22 protein-coding genes and 1 other RNA gene are annotated in these 18,293 nt (G+C 68.6%); 15 read left to right on the plus strand and 8 right to left on the minus strand.

The genetic code is table 11. The annotated features are described in order from the left end of the window. Nucleotides 1-56: 56 nt before the first annotated feature. Nucleotides 57-965, minus strand: coding sequence for an AraC family transcriptional regulator (locus AC1RR5_RS18660; protein WP_492923781.1), 909 nt, complete (start codon nucleotides 963-965; stop codon nucleotides 57-59). A gap of 187 nt (nucleotides 966-1,152) precedes the next feature. On the opposite strand from AC1RR5_RS18660, the gene AC1RR5_RS18665 reads away from it, so the two are divergent. The 8 genes from AC1RR5_RS18665 to AC1RR5_RS18700 all read left to right on the plus strand — a co-directional run bounded on the left by AC1RR5_RS18665 (nucleotide 1,153) and on the right by AC1RR5_RS18700 (nucleotide 6,500). Beyond that, nucleotides 1,153-1,305 (plus strand): hypothetical protein, encoded by a 153-nt coding sequence (locus AC1RR5_RS18665; protein WP_492923783.1) that lies wholly within the window; start codon nucleotides 1,153-1,155, stop codon nucleotides 1,303-1,305. Continuing rightward, entirely contained in the window at nucleotides 1,302-1,541 is a 240-nt protein-coding gene (locus AC1RR5_RS18670; protein ID WP_454715021.1) for an Atu4866 domain-containing protein, read from the plus strand. Before AC1RR5_RS18665 ends, AC1RR5_RS18670 begins: the two co-directional genes overlap by 4 nt. 5 nt (nucleotides 1,542-1,546) lie before the next feature. Next, nucleotides 1,547-1,911, plus strand: a transfer-messenger RNA (tmRNA) gene (gene ssrA / locus AC1RR5_RS18675). 126 nt (nucleotides 1,912-2,037) lie between these two features. Further along, nucleotides 2,038-2,523, plus strand: a complete 486-nt coding sequence (locus AC1RR5_RS18680) for an SspB family protein (RefSeq protein ID WP_492923785.1) — start codon at nucleotides 2,038-2,040, stop codon at nucleotides 2,521-2,523. Further along, nucleotides 2,520-2,993, plus strand: coding sequence for a PaaI family thioesterase (locus tag AC1RR5_RS18685; RefSeq protein ID WP_492923787.1), 474 nt, complete (start codon nucleotides 2,520-2,522; stop codon nucleotides 2,991-2,993). Before AC1RR5_RS18680 ends, AC1RR5_RS18685 begins: the two co-directional genes overlap by 4 nt. Before the next feature lie 11 nt (nucleotides 2,994-3,004). Continuing rightward, nucleotides 3,005-3,778 carry a C13 family peptidase gene (locus AC1RR5_RS18690; protein ID WP_492923789.1) on the plus strand — a complete coding sequence of 258 codons (774 nt, stop codon included), beginning with the start codon at nucleotides 3,005-3,007 and terminating at the stop codon, nucleotides 3,776-3,778. Nucleotides 3,779-3,874: 96 nt separating this feature from the next. After that, nucleotides 3,875-6,019 (plus strand): serine hydrolase domain-containing protein, encoded by a 2,145-nt coding sequence (locus tag AC1RR5_RS18695; RefSeq protein WP_492923791.1) that lies wholly within the window; start codon nucleotides 3,875-3,877, stop codon nucleotides 6,017-6,019. A gap of 94 nt (nucleotides 6,020-6,113) precedes the next feature. Further along, complete coding sequence (locus AC1RR5_RS18700) at nucleotides 6,114-6,500, plus strand: hypothetical protein (protein WP_492923793.1); 387 nt, start codon at nucleotides 6,114-6,116, stop codon at nucleotides 6,498-6,500. Here the strand turns inward: AC1RR5_RS18700 and AC1RR5_RS18705 are convergent. From AC1RR5_RS18705 to AC1RR5_RS18715, 3 genes are read right to left on the minus strand one after another with little or no spacing between them, the layout of a single operon-like run. After that, a complete protein-coding gene (locus AC1RR5_RS18705) occupies nucleotides 6,468-6,857 on the minus strand; it encodes a RusA family crossover junction endodeoxyribonuclease (RefSeq protein ID WP_492923795.1) in 390 nt (129 codons plus the stop codon). The two genes, AC1RR5_RS18700 and AC1RR5_RS18705, sit on opposite strands and share 33 nt — an antisense overlap. 4 nt (nucleotides 6,858-6,861) lie before the next feature. Then, nucleotides 6,862-8,019, minus strand: a complete 1,158-nt coding sequence (locus tag AC1RR5_RS18710) for an acyltransferase family protein (protein ID WP_492923797.1) — start codon at nucleotides 8,017-8,019, stop codon at nucleotides 6,862-6,864. A gap of 21 nt (nucleotides 8,020-8,040) precedes the next feature. Continuing rightward, nucleotides 8,041-8,592 (minus strand): DUF1697 domain-containing protein, encoded by a 552-nt coding sequence (locus AC1RR5_RS18715; RefSeq protein WP_492923799.1) that lies wholly within the window; start codon nucleotides 8,590-8,592, stop codon nucleotides 8,041-8,043. 86 nt (nucleotides 8,593-8,678) lie between these two features. Here AC1RR5_RS18715 and fumC point away from each other — a divergent pair, with 86 nt between their 5' ends. From fumC to AC1RR5_RS18735, 4 genes are read left to right on the plus strand one after another with little or no spacing between them, the layout of a single operon-like run. Then, a complete protein-coding gene (fumC, locus tag AC1RR5_RS18720) occupies nucleotides 8,679-10,070 on the plus strand; it encodes a class II fumarate hydratase (RefSeq protein WP_492923801.1) in 1,392 nt (463 codons plus the stop codon). Further along, nucleotides 10,070-10,507: a GNAT family N-acetyltransferase gene (locus AC1RR5_RS18725; protein WP_492923803.1), complete on the plus strand. Its 438-nt coding sequence runs from the start codon at nucleotides 10,070-10,072 to the stop codon at nucleotides 10,505-10,507. Before fumC ends, AC1RR5_RS18725 begins: the two co-directional genes overlap by 1 nt. 2 nt (nucleotides 10,508-10,509) lie before the next feature. Further along, nucleotides 10,510-11,187, plus strand: a complete 678-nt coding sequence (locus AC1RR5_RS18730) for a phytanoyl-CoA dioxygenase family protein (protein ID WP_492923805.1) — start codon at nucleotides 10,510-10,512, stop codon at nucleotides 11,185-11,187. Between the two features lie 24 nt (nucleotides 11,188-11,211). Beyond that, nucleotides 11,212-11,622, plus strand: coding sequence for a DoxX family protein (locus AC1RR5_RS18735; protein WP_492923807.1), 411 nt, complete (start codon nucleotides 11,212-11,214; stop codon nucleotides 11,620-11,622). 143 nt (nucleotides 11,623-11,765) lie between these two features. Here the strand turns inward: AC1RR5_RS18735 and AC1RR5_RS18740 are convergent, their stop codons facing one another. The 3 genes from AC1RR5_RS18740 to AC1RR5_RS18750 all read right to left on the minus strand — a co-directional run bounded on the left by AC1RR5_RS18740 (nucleotide 11,766) and on the right by AC1RR5_RS18750 (nucleotide 13,885). Further along, nucleotides 11,766-12,152, minus strand: coding sequence for a YccF domain-containing protein (locus AC1RR5_RS18740; protein ID WP_492923809.1), 387 nt, complete (start codon nucleotides 12,150-12,152; stop codon nucleotides 11,766-11,768). Nucleotides 12,153-12,281: 129 nt separating this feature from the next. Beyond that, a complete protein-coding gene (locus tag AC1RR5_RS18745) occupies nucleotides 12,282-12,872 on the minus strand; it encodes a hypothetical protein (RefSeq protein WP_492923811.1) in 591 nt (196 codons plus the stop codon). A gap of 2 nt (nucleotides 12,873-12,874) precedes the next feature. Then, a complete protein-coding gene (locus AC1RR5_RS18750; protein WP_492923813.1) occupies nucleotides 12,875-13,885 on the minus strand; it encodes a polyprenyl synthetase family protein in 1,011 nt (336 codons plus the stop codon). A gap of 98 nt (nucleotides 13,886-13,983) precedes the next feature. Here AC1RR5_RS18750 and AC1RR5_RS18755 point away from each other — a divergent pair, with 98 nt between their 5' ends. The 3 genes from AC1RR5_RS18755 to AC1RR5_RS18765 all read left to right on the plus strand — a co-directional run bounded on the left by AC1RR5_RS18755 (nucleotide 13,984) and on the right by AC1RR5_RS18765 (nucleotide 17,705). Continuing rightward, a complete protein-coding gene (locus AC1RR5_RS18755; RefSeq protein ID WP_492923815.1) occupies nucleotides 13,984-14,727 on the plus strand; it encodes a tRNA1(Val) (adenine(37)-N6)-methyltransferase in 744 nt (247 codons plus the stop codon). A 123-nt stretch (nucleotides 14,728-14,850) separates the two neighbouring features. Beyond that, on the plus strand, nucleotides 14,851-15,750 hold the full coding sequence (locus AC1RR5_RS18760) for a hypothetical protein (protein WP_492923817.1): 900 nt from the start codon (nucleotides 14,851-14,853) through the stop codon (nucleotides 15,748-15,750). Next, nucleotides 15,747-17,705, plus strand: a complete 1,959-nt coding sequence (locus AC1RR5_RS18765; RefSeq protein WP_492923819.1) for an ATP-binding protein — start codon at nucleotides 15,747-15,749, stop codon at nucleotides 17,703-17,705. Before AC1RR5_RS18760 ends, AC1RR5_RS18765 begins: the two co-directional genes overlap by 4 nt. Here the strand turns inward: AC1RR5_RS18765 and AC1RR5_RS18770 are convergent. Beyond that, nucleotides 17,693-18,253 carry a nucleoside 2-deoxyribosyltransferase gene (locus AC1RR5_RS18770; protein ID WP_492923821.1) on the minus strand — a complete coding sequence of 187 codons (561 nt, stop codon included), beginning with the start codon at nucleotides 18,251-18,253 and terminating at the stop codon, nucleotides 17,693-17,695. The genes AC1RR5_RS18765 and AC1RR5_RS18770 overlap by 13 nt on opposite strands. Nucleotides 18,254-18,293: the final 40 nt, after the last annotated feature.

Genomic DNA, 18,293 nt, shown 5'->3' on the forward strand with positions numbered 1-18,293 from the left:
TGTCGTGGAGTCGACTATGCACCTTATCGGTGAGTCTCCAAATATCTCTACCGACCTCAGGCGCCCGCCATCTGCTCGGGCTGCTCACGCAGCCGCGCCACGTCCCGCAGCGGCGGGGCTCCGAACAGGCGGGCGTACTCCCGGCTGAACTGCGAGGGGCTGTCGTAGCCGACCGTGTGGCCGGCGGTGGCCGCGTCCAGGCGCTGGACCAGGATCAGCCGGCGGGCTTCCTGCAGACGGATCTGCTTCTGGTACTGCAGCGGCGACAGCGAGGTCACGGCCTTGAAGTGCTGGTGCAGGGCCGAGGCGCTCATGCGGGCCTCCTCGGCCACGGCGTCGATGCTGAACGGCTGGTCGAAGTGGCGCTTGATCCAGCCGATGGCGCGGTTGACCTGGCGCAGGCGACCGTCGCGGCGGGCGATCTGGGCCAGGCGCGGGCCCTGCGGGCCGGTCAGCAGGCGATAGAGGATCTCGCGCTCGATCAGCGGAGCCATGACCGGGGCGTCCTCGGGTGCGTCCATCAGGCTGACCATCCGGCAGGCGGCGTCGAACAACTGCGGCGTCATCGCCCCGGCCGACATGCCGCCGACCAGCGGCGCGGCGGCGTCCAGGCGCGCGGCCAGGCCGCACTCCATGATCATCTCGCTGATCAGATTGGCGTCCAGCACGATGCGGAAGCTGAGATAAGGCTGCTCGGGCGAGGCCTCGACCACCTGGCCCGTCACCGGCACGTCGATCGACGACAGGAAGAAGTTGCGCTCGTCGTATTCGTGCACCGTCTCGCCGACCAGCACCCGCTTGCGGCCCTGGGCCAGCACGCAGAAGGACGGGTCGTGCAGGGCGTGCGACGGCTCGCTGGGCGCGTGCAGCCGGTAGAGATTGACCCTGGGGCAGCAGGTGTCGAGCGGCCCCTCGTCCGGCGTGAATCGTTCAATCAGGGCGGCCAGCGCCTCGCGCGTGCTCATGCAATTTCCCTTTTCGCAGCGAGGCTATTTATAGGCCTTGCACGATCCTCCGTCATGCGACGGCGTTCGGTTCTGGATTTTCGTGCAAGCATGCCGGAGCATCGGTCTACCGACTGGACGGACCCGTGCTGCATATTGGCCTCGTTCCGCACCCCAACGCGGCCAACCCCAAAATCAGAGCTCCGCGATGAGACGCTACACGCCCCGACGCGGCGTGACGGCTCCGCGCTGGTTCGTCGCCGCCCTGCTGGGCGGGACGGCCGCGCTGACGGCCGCCACCGCCGCGCTCCCTAACCTTACGCCCGCACCCGCCACTACCGCCTGGAGCATCGCCCCATGATGATGTCCGCCATCGTTCCCCACATCCCGGTCGCCGGCGTCTGGACCTCGCCCGACGGCCACATCAGCCTCGAACTGCGCGCCGACGGCCGCTTCATCGAGACCCGCGACGACTTCGCCGACGTGTTCACCGGGGTCTATGTCCTGGTCGGCGAGAGGCTGAAATTGTTCGAGGATCGCGGCGCGGTCATCAGTGGCACGCTGGTGGACGGCCGTCTAAGCCTGGGGACAGCCTGAGCCTCGCCCTTCCATTGGCTGGACGAACCCCCTATATTGGAATTGTCCGACCTCGGTCGGACTATGGGGATAAACGCGCACGTAATAAGCGGACTGGACCCGGGTGCGATTCCCGGCGGCTCCACCAATCTCTCCCAAGTTATCATGGGACTGCATGGGGCCGATCAGCATCGACAGACGTGTAAAGGTGTATGCTTTCTCTCGGCTTGATCCACCGTTCCGGGTCATTTTTCTAAATGCGAACGATAACTTCGCTGAAGAGTTCGCCGTCGCCGCGTAATGCGGTGCAGGTGAATTCGCCTCTTAAGTCCTAGGGGTTCAGATCCCTAGGCGGGGCCCGGAGGGAGCCTGCCAACAGAATCCCTCCACTTTCCTCACATCGCTGTGAACGACATCGTTTGCGGACCTCCGGAATCGGCAGCCACCCGCTTTGCGCGAAGCTTCCGACGCGCTACGTTCCCGGCTTCGTTTTCAGTTCGAAGTATCGACTCCGCGCATGTCCCAGACCCAACCGCCCGAAGACCTCATGCAGTACGAGGCCATGGCCCAGGACGCCCTGCGCGGCGTGGTCAAGGCGGCCCTGAAGAAGGCGGCCGCCCCCGGTGGCCTGCCCGAGCCGCACCACCTGTACATCACCTTCAAGACCAAGGCGGCCGGCGTCTCGGGTCCGCAGGACCTGCTGGGCAAGTACCCGGACGAGATGACCATCGTCCTGCAGCATCAGTACTGGGACCTGGCCCCCGGCGAGACCTTCTTCTCGGTCACGCTGAAGTTCGGCGGCCAGCCCAAGCGCCTGTCGGTGCCCTACGCGGCCCTGACGCGCTTCTATGACCCGTCGGTGCAGTTCGCGCTGCAGTTCACCGCCCCCGAGGTCATCGAGGACGAGCCCGAGCCGGAACCGGAAGCCGAGGACAAGGCTCCCGCCCCCACCGGCGAAGAGGGCCCCAAGATCGTCTCCCTGGACCAGTTCCGCAAGAAATGAGCGACGTCGCCTCGGACGCTCCGCAGATCCTGACGGACGAGGCGATCCTCGCGCGCTTCCGCGCATCCAAGAGCCAGCCGACCGGATCCCAGACCCTGGGCTTCGAACTGCTGGCCGTGCGCCAGGCCGACCGCGAGGTCGAGGTCGGTTTCACGGCGCGCGCTGAACTGCTCTGCAACCCGATGGGGCAGATCCAGGGCGGTTTCGTCTGCGCCATGCTGGACGAGAGCATGTCGGTCGCCGGCATGATCACCTCGGGCATGACCCACGTGGTGCCCACACTTGAGATGAAGACCAGCTTCCTGCGCCCGGCCATGCCCGGGTCCCTACGCGGCGTCGGCCGCGTGGTGAAGTGGGGCCGCACGGTCTGCTTCATGGAGGGCGAGCTCTACGACGCTGAGGGCCGCCTGCTGGCCAAGTCGACGGGCACGGCGATCCCGACACCCTTCGCCAACTTCAAGAAGAAGTAGGGGGCGGGCTCATGCGGGGAGCGGCGGCGGTCATCGGACTTCTGGCTCTGCTCTTCGCCCCGCTGGAGCCTGCGCGCGCGGCGGGCCCGTTCGCGAACTGGACGGCCGTGGTGGTGGCCGGCGATTTCCACGCCCATTCCGGCGGTCCCACCGAGGCCTTCGACAACGCGCGCCGCGACGTCGCCAAGGCCCTGGTCGAGCTGGGCTTCGACAAGGACGCCGTCCAGCAGTTCTCGGTGCGCCCCAAGCGTTATCCCGCCGACTCGCCGGCCCAGTCGGACGCCCGGACCATCTACGACGCGCTGCGCGTGAAGGCCGAGACCGCCAAGGCCGGGTGCCTGTTCTACATCAGCACCCACGGCAGTCCGGAGGGAGCGATTCTCGGCGAACAGCTGCTGCGCCCGCATCTGCTGGCCGCAATGCTGGACGACGCTTGCCCCGCACGCCCCAGCGTGGTCGTGATCTCCGCCTGTTTTTCGGGCGTCTTCATCCCGCCGCTGCAGAAGAGCGACCGCCTGATCCTGACCGCCGCCCGCCCCGACCGCGCCTCGTTCGGCTGCGGCGAGGACGACAAGTATCCCTATTTCGACGACTGCTTCCTCTCCGTAGCCCCGCAGGCCAAGGACTTCGCGGCCCTGGGCGCTGGCGTGCAGGCCTGCGTGGCGCGCCGCGAGAAGGAGACCGGCGCCGAGCCCGCCTCCGAACCGCAGGTCTGGATCGGGGCCGCCCTGCGCCCGATGCTGCCGCTCTACGCGTTCAACCGGAGCAAAACGAAGTCGCCGTGACCGGTGATCGGGTTTGACCCTGGCGGCCAGCACGTTACACAAACCCTTGGAAGTTTTCCGCTTCACGGACTTTTCCGCTCTACCTAGGGGACATCGTTGACGTCGCGCGTTTCGCCCGCGGCCGCCTTCCTGGCGGCCTTCATCGCCCTTTGCGCCCTGGTCGGATCGGAGGCGCTGGCGCAGGACGCTTCGCCGCCGGCCGCCGCCCCGTCCGAACCCATCCTGAATGCCGCGCCGCGTCCGTATGCCAGCCTGCGTCCGCGCCGCGTGCGCCCGCGTCCCGCCGCCGCGACGCCTGCCCGCCCGGTCCCGGCCGCCGTCGTCGCGCCGGCAGCGCCCGCCGCAGTTCCGCCGCCGGTTCCTTCGGCCGCCGCCCCCCTGCCCGGCCCGGAGCTGGAAGCCTTTGTCGACGGCATCGTCCGCCGCTCGATGAGCCGCGACCACATCGCCGGCGCGACCATCTCGGTGGTCCAGAACGGCCAGGTGGTGCTGAAGAAGGGCTACGGCTTCGCCAATCTGGGCCAGCGCCGGCCGGTCGATCCGGACAAGACCCTGTTCCGCGTCGCCTCGATCTCCAAGACGTTCACCTGGATCGCCCTGATGAACGAGATCGAGGCCGGCCGCATGCGCCTGGACGGCCCGGTCAATGTCTACCTGCCCCAGCCGCTGCAGGTGAAGGACCAGGGCAAGAAGACGCCGGTGCGCCTCAAGGACCTGATGACCCACACGGCGGGCTTCGAGGATCGCTCGCTGGGCCAGCTGTTCGAGCGTGATCCCAATCGCGTGCGGCCGCTGAACGACTATCTGCGCCAGGAGCGTCCGCGCCGGGTGCGCGAGCCGGGCCTGCTGCCCAGCTATTCCAACTACGGCGCGGCCCTGGCCGGCGCCGCCCTGGTCAACGTCACCGGCAAGCCGTTCGAGCAACTGGTCAGCGAAGAGATCATCCTGCCCGCCGGCATGAACCACACGACCTTCCGCGAGGCCCGCCCGTGGAACGACCGCCTGCCCGCGCCGATGAACGAGGCCCTGGCCGCCGAGCTGTCGGACGGCTTCTCGTGGACGCCGATGGGTTGGAAGACCCAGCCGCGCGAGTTCATGGGCCAGGTCGCTCCCGCCGTCTCGGCCTCCAGCACGGCCGGCGACATGGCGCGCTACATGACCCTGCTGCTGAACGGCGGCACGATCGACGGCAAGACGGTGTTCTCGCCCAAGACAGCCCTGGCCTTCCGCACGCCGATGTACCGCCCCGCGCCGGAAGCTGCCGGCTGGAACGCCGGCTTCCAGGACATGTCGCTGCCGGGTAATCGCCGCGGCTACGGCCACGGCGGCGCGACCCTGTATTTCCACTCGAACCTGGTGATCGTGCCCGACCTGGGCCTGGGCATCTTCGTCTCGGTCAATACCGACAGCGGCGCCAACCTGCCCGCCAGCCTGCCCGGGACCATCATCGAGCACTTCTACGCCCCCGCTCCGGCCGTGCCGCCGGCCAGCGCCCTGAGCTACGACCAGGCCCGCGCCTATGAGGGCGACTACCTGACCACCCGCCGCGCCTATGGCGGGCTGGAGGGCTTCACCAACCGCATCATCGGCCGCGCCAGCGTGCGCGCCACGGCCGACGGCCGCCTGGCGATCATGGACGGCGGCGTCAGCACCCTGTTCAACGGCACCGAGCGCCCCGGCGTGTTCAAGGCCGTCGACAGCGCCCTGACCCTGGTCTTCGACACCAATGGCGACAAGCCTTCGCGCTTCTACGCCGCGCGCGGCTGGTCGACCTATGAGCGGGTCGGCTTCTTCCGCTCGGCCGGCCTGCTGGCCTGGACCGCGGTGATCGCCGGCCTGGCCAGCGCCGCCACCATCCTGGGCGTGATGTTCCGCAACCGCCGCGAGGCGCGCCAGACCCCGGTCCAGGCCCGCGCCAGCCAGATGCAGACCATGCAGGCGGTGCTGTGGCTGATCTCGGCCGGCTGCATGGGCGTGTTCTCGGCCAAGGCCGCCGACCAGACCAACGTCTTCTTCGGCTGGCCCTCGGGCTGGCTGATGAGCGGTTCGGCCTGCGCCCTGGTCGCCGCAGTGCTCAGCATTCTCACGCTGGGCGTCCTGCCGATGGTCTGGCGCGGTGGCCGCCGGGTCGACAGCTGGAGCAGCGGTCGCAAGGTGGCCTTCACCTTCAGCGCCCTGCTCTTCGTGTTCCTGGGCGTGCTGCTGGGCGCTTGGGGCTATCTGGTGCCCTGGGGCCGCTAAGACCCAGCGTCCCGTCACGATCCACTCGTAAGGTCGTCTCCCGGCGCCCGCCTTGCAGAACTTCGTTCTGGGAGACGAGCGAGGGAGACGCGACGTGTCAAAACTGGACGGTTTGGCGTTTGGGGGAACGGGACTGGCGGCCTGGTCGGCGGCCACCCTGTTTTACGCTGCTTTCGGAGGGGGCCTCCTGGAGAGCGCCTTCTGGTTTTACGCGATCAACGCGTTCGCGGCCGCTGCAACGGTCACGTTCGCCTTCCAGGCGGTGGCGCGGCTGACGCACACGCCGCGCCGCCGCCGGCTGTTCCCGATGCTGCTGTTCTCGACGCCCGGCCTGGTGGCCGGCGCCCTGGTCATCGCGCGTTATGCCGAGGTCATGCCGACCAGCGACCCGGTCAGCATCGGCCGCTACGGCGCCTTCCTGGCGGTGACCTATGTGGCCGTGGCCGCCTCACTCTTCGAGCGTGCGCCGCATAAGGTTTGAGTTCAGCTTGCGCACCTGGATGACGATCCGCTCGCGATCGCCCGGCCGTCGCTCGACCAGCAGCCGGGCGACCTGGGCGTCGTCGTGGAAGGCATAGCCCTTGATGGCGTCCAGCAGGGCCTTGGCCAGGTTGTCCAGGTCCATCCAGGGCGGCTCGCCGACATATTCCATGCCGATCTCGACATTGAACTCGCCCCAGGCCGGGCGCGAGCCTCGCCACGACTTGCGGAAGAACTCGTAGATCAGCGGCTTGTAGTACTTGCCCTGGGTGGTCAGGCCGTCGACCACGATGGTCAGCTCGCCCCCGACCTCGCGGGCGCGGACCTTGCCATGGTGAGTCCAGTCGTCTTCGAGCAAGCTTTCAGAGCCTCAAGTGGATCCCGCGCTTGTGCAGGGGGATCAGGATCGCGGTGATCAGGCCAAGAACCAGAACCGCGCAGGCAAGGGAAGCCAGATAAGGGTCGGCGATGACCTTCATCACCAGGGCGTAGACATAGCCCTGCGGCGACGGGTCCACGCCAGGCATGATGTCCATGCCGCCGAACACGCCGAACAACTGCGAGAGGATGAAGGCCAGGATGGCGTTGCCGCCCAGCACGACCAGCAGATAGCCCAGGCGCGGCCCGCGCGGCGATCGCGCCAGCATGTCCAGGCCGACGAAGGCCACGGTCGAGACGCCGCTGCTCAGCAGCGCGAAGCTGGGCGTCCAGATGCGCTTGTTGATCGGGATGGCGTGATCCAGGAAGAGGCCGGCGGCGATCAGGAAGAAGCCCAGGGCCAGCACCCACATCAGCTTGCGCTCGCCCCGCGCCGCCAGGTTCGCCACGATCGCGCCGATCAGCACATTGACCGTGGCCGGCAGGGTCGAGAGCAGGCCCTCCGGGTCGTAGGTGACGCCGACGCCCTCGGTCACGCCCCAACGCCACAGGTGCGGGATCGTGAACACCACGCGATCGATATAGGCCGGCAGCGAGCCGTTGGAATCCAGGCGTCCCGCGCCAAAGCCCGGAACCGGCACGAAGGCGATCAGCGCCCAGTACAGCGCCAGCAGCCCCACGGCCGCAACCGCCGCTGCCGCCAGGTTGAACCTCAGCCGCCCGCCCTCACCGCGCCCGGCGGCGAACACGCAGATCGCCGTCGCCAGGGCGTAGCACAGCGCGATCCGCTGCAGGATGCCGGGGATGCGCAGGTTGGCCAGGTCGAAGGTCGGCAAGGCGTTCAGCACCAGGCCCAGCAGGATCAGCAGCCCCGTGCGCCGGGCGACCTTCAGCCACAGCGCCCCGCCCGCTCGATCGGCCGGCGTCAGGCGCGGGACCATCAGGCCGATGGCCATACCCACGCAGTAGAGGAAGGTCGGGAACACCAGGTCTCCCGGCGTCCAGCCATGCCAGTCGGCGTGCTTCAGCGGGGCGTAGGTCATCTCCCACGAACCGGGGCTGACCACCAGGATCATGCCGGCGACCGCCAGGCCACGCAGCAGGTCCAGCGCGACCATGCGCTGGCTCGATGAACTCGACATCCGTCCTCCCCGACTAGGCTCTCAGGCTTCCAGCATCTCGGTCAGCTTGAGCACCGTGTTCCAGTTGCGCGTGGTGCCGACCGGATTGCGCTTGGTCTTCTTCCAGTCCCGATCCAACAGCGAGTCGGCCATGCTGATGGGAAAATCCAGATAGAGCTCGCGTGGCCCCACCACGAACCGCTCGGGCCCGGTGTTGGCCGCCCGCAGGATCTCTTCGTCGCCGTCCGGCAGCGGGACCTTCAGGAAGTTGACGATGACGTGGCTGGGATGATCCAGCGCCTCGGCCTTAAACGGGTTGCCGTCGACCAGCGCCCGCAGTTGCGCCGGCGAGCGGACCATGAAGTCGGTGTGCAGGCCCATGCGCTTCTCGAGCGCGTCTTCCAGTTCGGCCTCCAGCGCCTCGCCGCCCTTGTGCTCGCCCCACAGCAACAGGTTGCCGCTGGCCAGATAGGTCTTGGCGGTCGCGAAGCCCGTGTCTTGGGCGATCCCGAGGAGATCCTCTTTCAGCACCTTGCGCTTGCCGGTGTTGATCGAGCGCGGCAGCGCGACATACGCGCTCACTGGGGCGTTCATCCGGGGTCTCCTTCGCGCTTGCGAACATTGCCCTTCGCGCCCTCAAGGTCTAGACCGCGCTCGACCGTTTTTCCGGAGATCTCCGCATGACCGCCACGCGCATCGAGACCGACACCTTTGGCCCGATCGAAGTCGCCGCCGACCGCTACTGGGGCGCGCAAGCTCAGCGCAGCCTGGGCAACTTCAAGATCGGCTGGGAGAAGCAGCCCTTGCCGGTCGTCCGCGCCCTGGGCATCGTCAAGCGCGCCGCCGCCGAGACCAACTTCAAGCTGGGCAAGCTGGACGCGGGCCTGAAGGACGCCATCGTCCAGGCCGCCAACGAAGTCATCGACGGCAAGCTGAACGACCACTTCCCGCTGGTCGTCTGGCAGACCGGCTCGGGCACCCAGTCGAACATGAACGCCAACGAGGTGATCTCGAACCGCGCGATCGAGATCCTGGGCGGCGAGATGGGCACCAAGAAGCCTGTCCACCCCAACGACCACGTCAATATGAGCCAGTCGTCGAACGACACCTATCCGACGGCCATGCACGTGGCCTGCGCCGAACAGATCGTCCACGACCTGCTGCCGGCCCTGAAGCACCTGCACGCCGCGCTCGAAGCCAAGACGGCGGCCTGGGCCGACATCATCAAGATCGGCCGCACCCACACCCAGGACGCCACGCCCCTGACCTTGGGCCAGGAGTTCGGCGGCTACACCCAGCAGGTCGCCAACGGCATCGAGCGTATCGAGAGCACCCTGCCCAAGCTGATGCAGCTGGCCCAGGGCGGCACCGCCGTCGGCACCGGCCTGAACGCTCCGATCGGCTTTGCCGAGGGCGTGGCCGAGGCCATCGCCGCGATCACCGGCCTGGACTTCACCACCGCCCCGAACAAGTTCGAGGCCCTGGCCGCCCACGACGCCATGGTCTTCAGCCACGGCGCCATCAACACGGTCGCCGCCAGCCTGTTCAAGATCGCCAACGACATCCGCTTCCTGGGCTCTGGTCCGCGCGCGGGTCTGGGCGAACTGTCACTGCCGGAAAACGAGCCGGGCTCGTCGATCATGCCGGGCAAGGTCAACCCGACCCAGTGCGAGGCCCTCACCCAGGTCTGCGTGCAGGTGTTCGGCAACCACGCCGCCCTGACCTTCGCCGGCAGCCAAGGTCACTTCGAGCTGAACGTCTTCAACCCGGTGATGGCCTACAACTTCCTGCAGTCGGTTCGCCTGCTGGCCGACGCGGCGATCAGCTTCACCGACAACTGCGTGGTCGGCATCGAGCCGCGGATCGACAACATCCGCAAGGGCGTCGAAAATAGCCTGATGCTGGTCACGGCCCTGAACGGCCGCCTCGGCTACGACATCTGCGCCAAGATCGCCAAGACGGCCCACAAGAACGGCACCACCCTGCGCGAAGAAGCCGTCGGCGGCGGCTACCTGTCGAACGAAGAGTTCGACCAGTACGTCCGCCCGGAAAAGATGGTCTCGCCGGGCTGATGCTCCAACTGGTTCGTCTGTTCGACGAACTGCCGGACGGCTTCGACGACTTGCTCGCCGAGGCCTCCGGCGAAGGCGTGCGCAACATGGCCCTGCTGGCTGAGGGCTGGGCGACTGGCGCACGCTTCCAGGACGACGGCGAGGCGATCCTCGCCGCGTACCTGGTCGGACAACTGGCGGGGATCGGCGCGCTCAGCGTCGAACCCGCTGCTTCCGAGCCCGCGCGCCGCCTGCGCCGCTTCTACATCCGCCCGACGATGCGCCGCCGAGGCGTGGCCACCGCCCTTGCTTCAGCGCTGGTCCACGAGGGCTTCGACAGCGTGGGGCTGCTGACGGCCAATGCGCAGGCCTCGGAGGCTGCAGGGCCGTTCTGGGAGGCGCAGGGGTTCGTCCCGGATACGTCGGGTCCGTGGACCCACGCGCTCCGGAAGGCTTGACCGTGCGCGAGACGCTGGACCGCGACGGCGCGGTCCTCGTGCCGGCTCTGCTCTCGAAAGCCCAGATCGAAGCCCTCCGCCTGCTCGCGGACGAAACCGTCGGCGCCCGTCCTGGCGTTCGGCTGCGGGGCGACGAGGCGTTGGCGGACGTCCTTTCGCCCGCCGGTCCGGTCGGCGCCCTCGCCGCACGCTTGACCTCGGACACCGCCCGCCCCGTGCGCGCGGTGATGTTCGACAAGACGCCGGAGGCCAACTGGATCGTCGCCTGGCACCAGGATCGCGTGATCCCCGTCCGCGAACGTCACGAGATCGAGGGATTCGGCCCCTGGTCGACCAAGGACGGCGTCCTGCATGTCGCGCCGCCGTTCGCGGTGTTGGAGCGGATGCTGACCGTCCGCGTCCACCTCGACCCCGTCGACGCCAACAACGCACCTCTGCGCGTGGCGTTAGGCTCACACCGCCTGGGCCGCGTTTCCGCCGAAGCCGCCACTCGAGAGGCCGAGGCGCTGGAGCAGCGTATCTGCCTGGCCGACACCGGCGATGTCTGGGCCTATGCCACGCCCATCCTGCACGCCTCCGACCGCGCCGATCCGCCGAGGCGGCGGCGCGTGCTGCAAGTCGACTATGCCGACTTCGATCTGCCCGGCGGGCTGGAATGGCTGGGCGTGGCCCTATCGTGAAGCCGTCTGGCGCGTTCCCATGGCATGCCCAACGCCCGTAGCCTCGTCCGCCTGCTGCTCGCCGTGATCTACGTACCGTTCGGCGTGGTGCACGTCGTCGCGCCGCACGGCTTCCTGGCGATCATGCCGCCGGGCGTGCCGTTCCCGCGCGAGGTAGTGATCTTCACCGGGCTCTGCGAGATCGCCGGGGCGATCGGGCTGCTCGTGCCGAGTGCCCGGCGATTGGCCGGCATCATGCTGGCGCTCTACGCCGTGTGCGTCTGGCCCGCGAACATCTGGCACGCCTTCAGCGGCGTCTCTGTACCACCCCTGCCCAGTTCGTGGTGGTACCACGGCCCGCGCCTGCTGATCCTGCAGCCGCTGTTCATCTGGGCTCCGCTATGGGCGGCGGGGGTGATCGACTGGCCTTTCGGCGCACGATTCGGGTTGAGGTAAATCGACGCACACTCCTATAAGTTGATTTCCTTCATACTCCCATGAGAACAATGGCCCATCCGGAACTGCTGGCTCAGGCTGAGGCAGTCTGGCCGAGCACGAAGACGCATCCGCCGCGCGCTCGACCGGCTGTCCACCGGGTTCTAGTCGACCCGCCGCACGTCGCGACCGATCGGGGCCAGGGCGATGTAGGCCAGTTGCAGGTCCTTGATGGCGAACGGGATGCCGATGATGGTCACGGCCTCGGCGACGGCGACCATGATGTGGCCGATGGCCAGCCACCAGCCGGCCAGGACGAACCAGATAACGTTGAGCACCAGGCCCAGCGGACCGCTGGCCAGGCCCTCCTCGCGGTGGACGATCTCCTTGCCGAACGGCCAGAAGGCAAAGCCCGCGATGCGGAACGCCGCGCCCGCATAGGGCAGGCCCACGATGGTGATGGCCAGGATCACACCAGCCAGCAGCCAGCCGAGGCCCGTGAGCAGGCCGCCGAAGAGGAACCACAGAACGTTCAGAATAAAGCGGATCATGTCTTGCCCCTAAAGTCAGGACCTAGACGTGGCCCCGCCCTGCCCCAGTGTGAAGGGCATTACACCGAATTCACGGCCACCCTCTTAGTCAGCCTTCTTGTCCGAGCCGATACTCGGATCGGGAAGGCTTCACTTGATCAGTTGCCAGCGCTTGGCCCAGCGGCTCTTGCCGACGGGCGCCAGGGCCAGGAGATAGATCCCGGCATAGATCACCGTGCCCAGGCCGATCAGCGTCCAGGACCAGGGACCGGGCATGTGCAGCGCCGGGGCCGTGGTGATCCAGTCATGACGCGGCGAGGTGAACTCCAGCCACAGGCCGCCGACCCAGATCAGGGCGAACAGGGCCACGACCGGATAGCGCAGGATCGGGCTGCGCTGGACCAGCAGGACAGTCTGGACGAAGGCCGCGCCGCCGCCGGCGAGAAGGCCGACCAGCCACGTCCACCAGGGTCCCGGCACGAAGCGTGCGGCCCGCAGGCCCGCCCACAGCGGCGCCCACAGGATCGGGCCCAGCATTAGAATGACCAGTAGCCCGCCGACCAGCACGCCGACACCGCCGCCGATCACCTTGCCGGCGGCTTCACCGGCCTCGTGCGGGCGGATGTTCGGATCGCCGCTGGGGTTCTCGGGCGAGGTGGCGATGATGGTCTGCAGCCGCGGCAGGGGCTCGCCCGGCTTGGCGGGGGGAAGTCCACCGAAAGAAGACTTCCGCTTGAACATCCTTAAGCCCTGCGGCTCACGGCGAAGTCGGCCAGATCTTCCAGAGCTTCGCGCCAGTCGTTGGCCAGGAACACCGCCAGCGCCGCCTTGGCCTTGTCGGCATAGTCGGCGGCCAGGTCCAGGGTGGCGTCCAGGGCGCCGGTGCCGATGATCAGCTCGCGGGCGCGACGGAAGTCGGCTTCGGTCTGCTCGCGGCGACCGATGGCGCGCTCCCAGAACTCGGCCTCGCGCGGGCCCGAGCGGGCGATGGCCAGCAGCAGCGGCAGGGTGGCCTTGCCTTCGCGGAAGTCGTCGCCGGCGTTCTTGCCCAGGGTCTCGGTCGCGCCGCCGTAGTCGAGGGCGTCGTCGGCCAGCTGGAACGCGAGGCCCAGGTTCAGGCCATAGGCCTTGAGCGCTTCGGTCTTGTCGGCGTCGACGCCGGCCGAGACCGCGCCGGCCTCCGAGGCCGCGGCGAACAGCTCGGCGGTCTTGGCCTGAATGATTTCCAGATAGACGGCCTGCGACAGGTTGAGGTCGTGGCTGCGCATCAGCTGCAGCACCTCGCCCTCGGCGATGACGCGGCTGGCCCGGGCCAGGATCTCCAGCGCCTTCATCGAGTTGGTCTCGACCATCAGCTCGAAGGCGCGGGCGAACAGGAAGTCGCCGACCAGCACGCTTTGGGCCGCGCCCCAGATCAGGTGCGCCGCAACCTTGCCACGACGCAGCTGGCTGCCGTCGACCACGTCGTCGTGCAGCAGGGTGGCGGTGTGGATGAACTCGACGGCCGAAGCCAGCTTCAGGCAGTGGTCATTGTCCGAGCCGGCCAAACGGGCGGCGGCCACGGTCAGCAGCGGGCGCAGGCGCTTGCCGCCGGCGGCGATCAGGTGCTCGGCCAGGGCCGGGATGATCGGCACGTCGCTCTGCATGCGATCGGTGATCAGGGCGTTGACGCCCTTCATGTCGGCCTCGGCGAGGCGCACGAGACGATCCACCGAGCCCGACTTCCGGGGGAGGGTCGCTGTCGCTGCGTCCAAAACCTTCGTCTCCTTTGGCCGGCCCCCCACGAACCATTGCGAGGGACAATGGTGGCGGGATAGGTCACGGTCAAGGCGAGCACAAGGCCTAGAGAGCATTGGACGATACGGGCGTTACCGAGGATCGGGTTCTGGGCGGTCGCGTGCGACTGCGCCAAAGGCCCGACGGCTACAGGGCTGGCATGGACGCAGCCCTGCTGGCGGCCGCTTGCGACGCCCTGCCCGGCCAGCGAGTGATCGAACCCGGATGCGGGGTCGGCGGCGCCCTGCTGGCCGCCGCGACTCGCCGGCCGGGCGCGATCTTCCAGGGTGTGGAGCGTGATTCCGTCGCCGCGGCCCTGGCGGGCGAGAACGCGGCGCTGAACGCACTCGCGGACCGAGTCGCCGTCACGCAGGGCGATGTCGAGGCCGGTTTCCGCGCCCTGGCCCTGCCCGTCTTCGACGCGGTGATGACCAATCCGCCGTTCTTCGACGACCCGAACGCCCTGCGCGCCCCGGCGCCGGCCAAGAGCGGCGCCTGGATGGCCGACGGAGGCCTCTCCGCCTGGACCGACTTCTGCCTGAAGGCCGTGCGCGAGGGCGGGACGATCACCATGATCCATCGCGCCGACCGCCTGGCCGACATCCTCGGCGCGCTGGCGCCCAAGGCCGGCTCGTTCAAGATTCGCCCGATCGCGCCCTTCGCCGACGCCCCGGCCAAGCGGGTGATCGTGCGGGCGATCAAGACCGGCAAGGCGCCGCTGTTCCTGCTGCCGCCGCTGGTCCTGCACGACCGCGAGGGCGGCAAGCACTCGGCGCAGGCCGAAGCGATTCTGCGCGGCGAGGCCGACCTGCCCTGGTGAAGCTGAACAACGCTCGATGAGCGCCGGTGCGCCAACACGCCGCAGGAGGAGACCTGCGATTTTCACCCCGGATTAAGCGACCAGACCGTCTCTATGCGGCCAGTTGTTTGGGGAGGGGACCGGATGTGGCGGCGTATCGCCCGTCCCGCGTTGGCGGCCTTGGCCGTCGCGCTGACGTTCGCGTCGGCCGCGCACGCACGCGCGCCATCCCCGTCCTTGGCGCCGAACCCTCGCGTCATCTACTACAACCAAGGCAATGGTCTGCGGACCGAAAAGACCTTCGGTTTCAGGGTCTTGCTGCTGGCGCTTCGCAAGAGCGGGGCGACCTACGAGCTACGCCCCTCGCCACTCGGCCGCACCACCGAACCGCGCGCCATCGAGGCGATCAGCGCCGGCGACAACATGGACCTGGCCCTGCTGGGCACCAGCGCCGATGCGGACGCCAAGTTGACGGCCGTCCGCATACCGATCGATCGCGGCCTGCTGGGCTATCGCATCTTCCTGATCGACGGCGCGCGCCAGCCGCTGTTCGACGACGTCCGCACCCGCGCCGACCTGACCCGCATCTCGACCCTGCAGGGCAAGGGCTGGCCGGACGTGCGGGTCCTGCGCAACGCCGGCGTCACCGTCTGGACAGGCGACTACGAGCGCCTGTTCCCCATGATCGTGGCCGGCCGCGCCGACGCCTATCCGCGCGGCGTGCTGGAGGCCTATGGCGAACGCGAGAAGTGGGGCGTCGAGCTGCCGACCCTGGCGGTCGAGAAGACCATCGCCCTGCACTACCGCTTCACCAGCTTCTTCTACGTGGCCAAGACCAACACCACGCTGCGCGACGACCTCTATCGCGGCATGGAGCGCGCCTTCGCCGACGGGTCGTACGAGCGGCTGTTCAACAGCGATCCGACCATTCGCCAGGCCCTGGCCAAGGCCGACCTGCGCAACCGCCGGATCATCGAGATGGACAACCCGTTCATCTCACCCGAGACCCGCGCCATCCCCGACCACTACTGGTGGCGGCCATGATCGGGGCCGCGCTGATCCGCCCGGTGCGCGGGCGCTCGATCCTGTTCCAGGTGCTGGCCCCCAGCCTGATCCTGGTGGTGCTGAGCTTCCTGGCCATGGCCGGGGTCACCGCCTGGTCACGAGCCTCGGGCGCGTCCGAGATGTTCCACCGCAAGGTCGAGCTCTCGGCCAACCTGTCGCGCGAGAACGTCACCGCCGGCGTCTGGATGCTGGACGAGGCCGCCGTGAAGGCCGCCCTGGCGCCGATCCTGGACGATCCCGACTCGCGCCTGGTGATGATCCTGGACCCGCAGCGCAAGGCGCTGCTGGAGACCGGCGACGCCGCCCTGCGCGACCAGGCCTTGCAGGCCCTGAGCCGCGTCCCGGACGGCTCGCCCGCCGAGCATCTGCGCCAGTCGCACTACCTGGTCTCGGTCGTGCCGCTGATCCACGAGGAGAACGACGAGGCCCGGGCTCTCGGCCACATGGTCATCGTCTACGACACCGCCTCGGTGGCGGCCGCCGCCTGGTCGACGGCCCTGTGGGTCGGCGGCGTGGCCATCGTCGCCACCGCCCTGATCGTGGCCCTGCTGGTCGCCTTGATGCGCCGCATCGCCAAGCCGCTGGACAGCCTGTCGGACGCCATGGGCGCCCTGGCCGTGGGCCGGCTGGACACGCCCTTGTCGGGCCTCCAGCGCGACGACGAGATCGGCGACATGGCCCGCGCCGTCCAGGTCTTCAAGGACAACGCGCTGCGCCTGCGCCAGGCCGAACACGAAAGCGCCCGCCTGGAGGAGGAGCGCGCCCGCGCCGACGCCGCCAACCATGCCAAGGGCGAGTTCCTGGCCCATATGAGTCACGAGCTGCGCACGCCGCTGAACGGCGTGCTGACCATGGCTCAACTTATGGCCAAGAGCGACCTTGGCCCCGAGCAGCGCGCCAAGCTGGACGTCATCCTGATGTCGGGCCAGGACCTGCTGCATGTGATCAACGACGTGCTCGACTTCTCGAAGATCGAGGCGGGCATGCTGGAGATCGACGACCTGGAATTCGACGCCGCCGAGGTGCTGGAGAGCGTGGTCGCCAGCTTCGCCGCCGTGGCCGAGCGCAAGGGCGTCCACCTGAACCTGCACGTCTCGCCGTTCGCGCAGGGCCTGCGACGCGGCGATCCGGCCCGCCTGCGCCAGATCGTCGGCAACTATGTCGGCAACGCCCTGAAGTTCACGCTGGAAGGCGGCGTCGACATCCATGCCGAGGGCCTGGGCCCCGACGGCCGCGAGGGCCTGCAGATCTCGGTGCTGGACAGCGGCATCGGCATCGAGCCCGAGAGCATGGCGCGCCTGTTCCAGCGCTTCAGCCAGGTCGACGCCTCGACCACCCGCAAGTTCGGGGGCACGGGCCTGGGCCTGGCCATCTGCCGCGAGCTAGCCCTGCATATGGGCGGCGAGGCCTGGGCCGACAGCACGCCCGGCGTCGGCTCGGCCTTCCATGTCGAACTGCCGATGGCGATCGTCGAGGCCGGGCATGCGAACCAGGACACGGCATCGATCGCCACCGCGCCCGTCGACCGCAACCTGCGGGTCCTGGCGGCCGAGGACAATCCGACCAACCAGATGGTGCTGCGGGCGGTCATGGACGCGTTCGGCGCCGACCTGACCCTGACCGCCACCGGCGTCGAGGCCGTCGAGGCCTGGCGGCGCGCCGACTTCGACGTGATCCTGATGGACGTGCACATGCCCGACATGGACGGCATCCAGGCCACGCGTGAGATCCGGACCGCCGAGGCCAAGGCCGGCCTGCCGCCCACGCCGATCATCGCCCTGACGGCCAACGCCTTCCACCACCAGGTGGCCGAGTACGTGGCCGCCGGCATGGACGATCACGTCTCCAAGCCGATCGACGTCCAGGCGCTGAGCCTGGCCATCGCCCGCGTGCTGCAGCCGACATCGATCGAGGCGGCCGCCTACTCGGCGTAGAGCGCCAGGGCCTGCAGGCACAGCTCCAGGCCAGTCAGGTCGCGCAGCGGGTCCTGGGTGACGATCACGAACAGCCGCCGCGCCTCGCCCCACAGCATGACCGTCTCGGGCAGGCCGTTGTCCTCGATCACGCAGCCGTCGCCGTCGCGCCAGACACCGGTCTCGTCCAGGGTCGCGCCCAGGATCGAGTCGACGCGGGCGACGTATTCGGCGTGGATCTCGCTGGTGACGTTCAGATAGGCGAAGGTCGGCCGCCCCAGGCCGGCCAGCACCCCGGCCTCGAACACCGTGGCGGTGTCGGCCGTGGGGCCGCGGAACGGCGTCAGGTTGATCACCGCCGCGTCGGCCTGGCGCAATTGCGCCATGCGGCCGGCGTAGAACTGTCGGGCCTCCAGCTCGTCGCCGCCTTCGCCCGGCGCCAGGCGGGTCGGGATCAAGGGCTCGAGGCCGGCGTCCAGGCACAGGGCCCGCTGACGGGCCGCCTGGGCTTCGGAATCTGGGAGCCAGGCCTCGGGGCCGGCCAGCCATAGGGAACGGACAGGACGCATGCGCCTTAGGTCTGGTTCCCGCGTTCCTATGTCAATGCGT

The sequence above is a fragment of the Caulobacter sp. GW821-FHT11E11 genome (genome assembly GCF_058808315.1).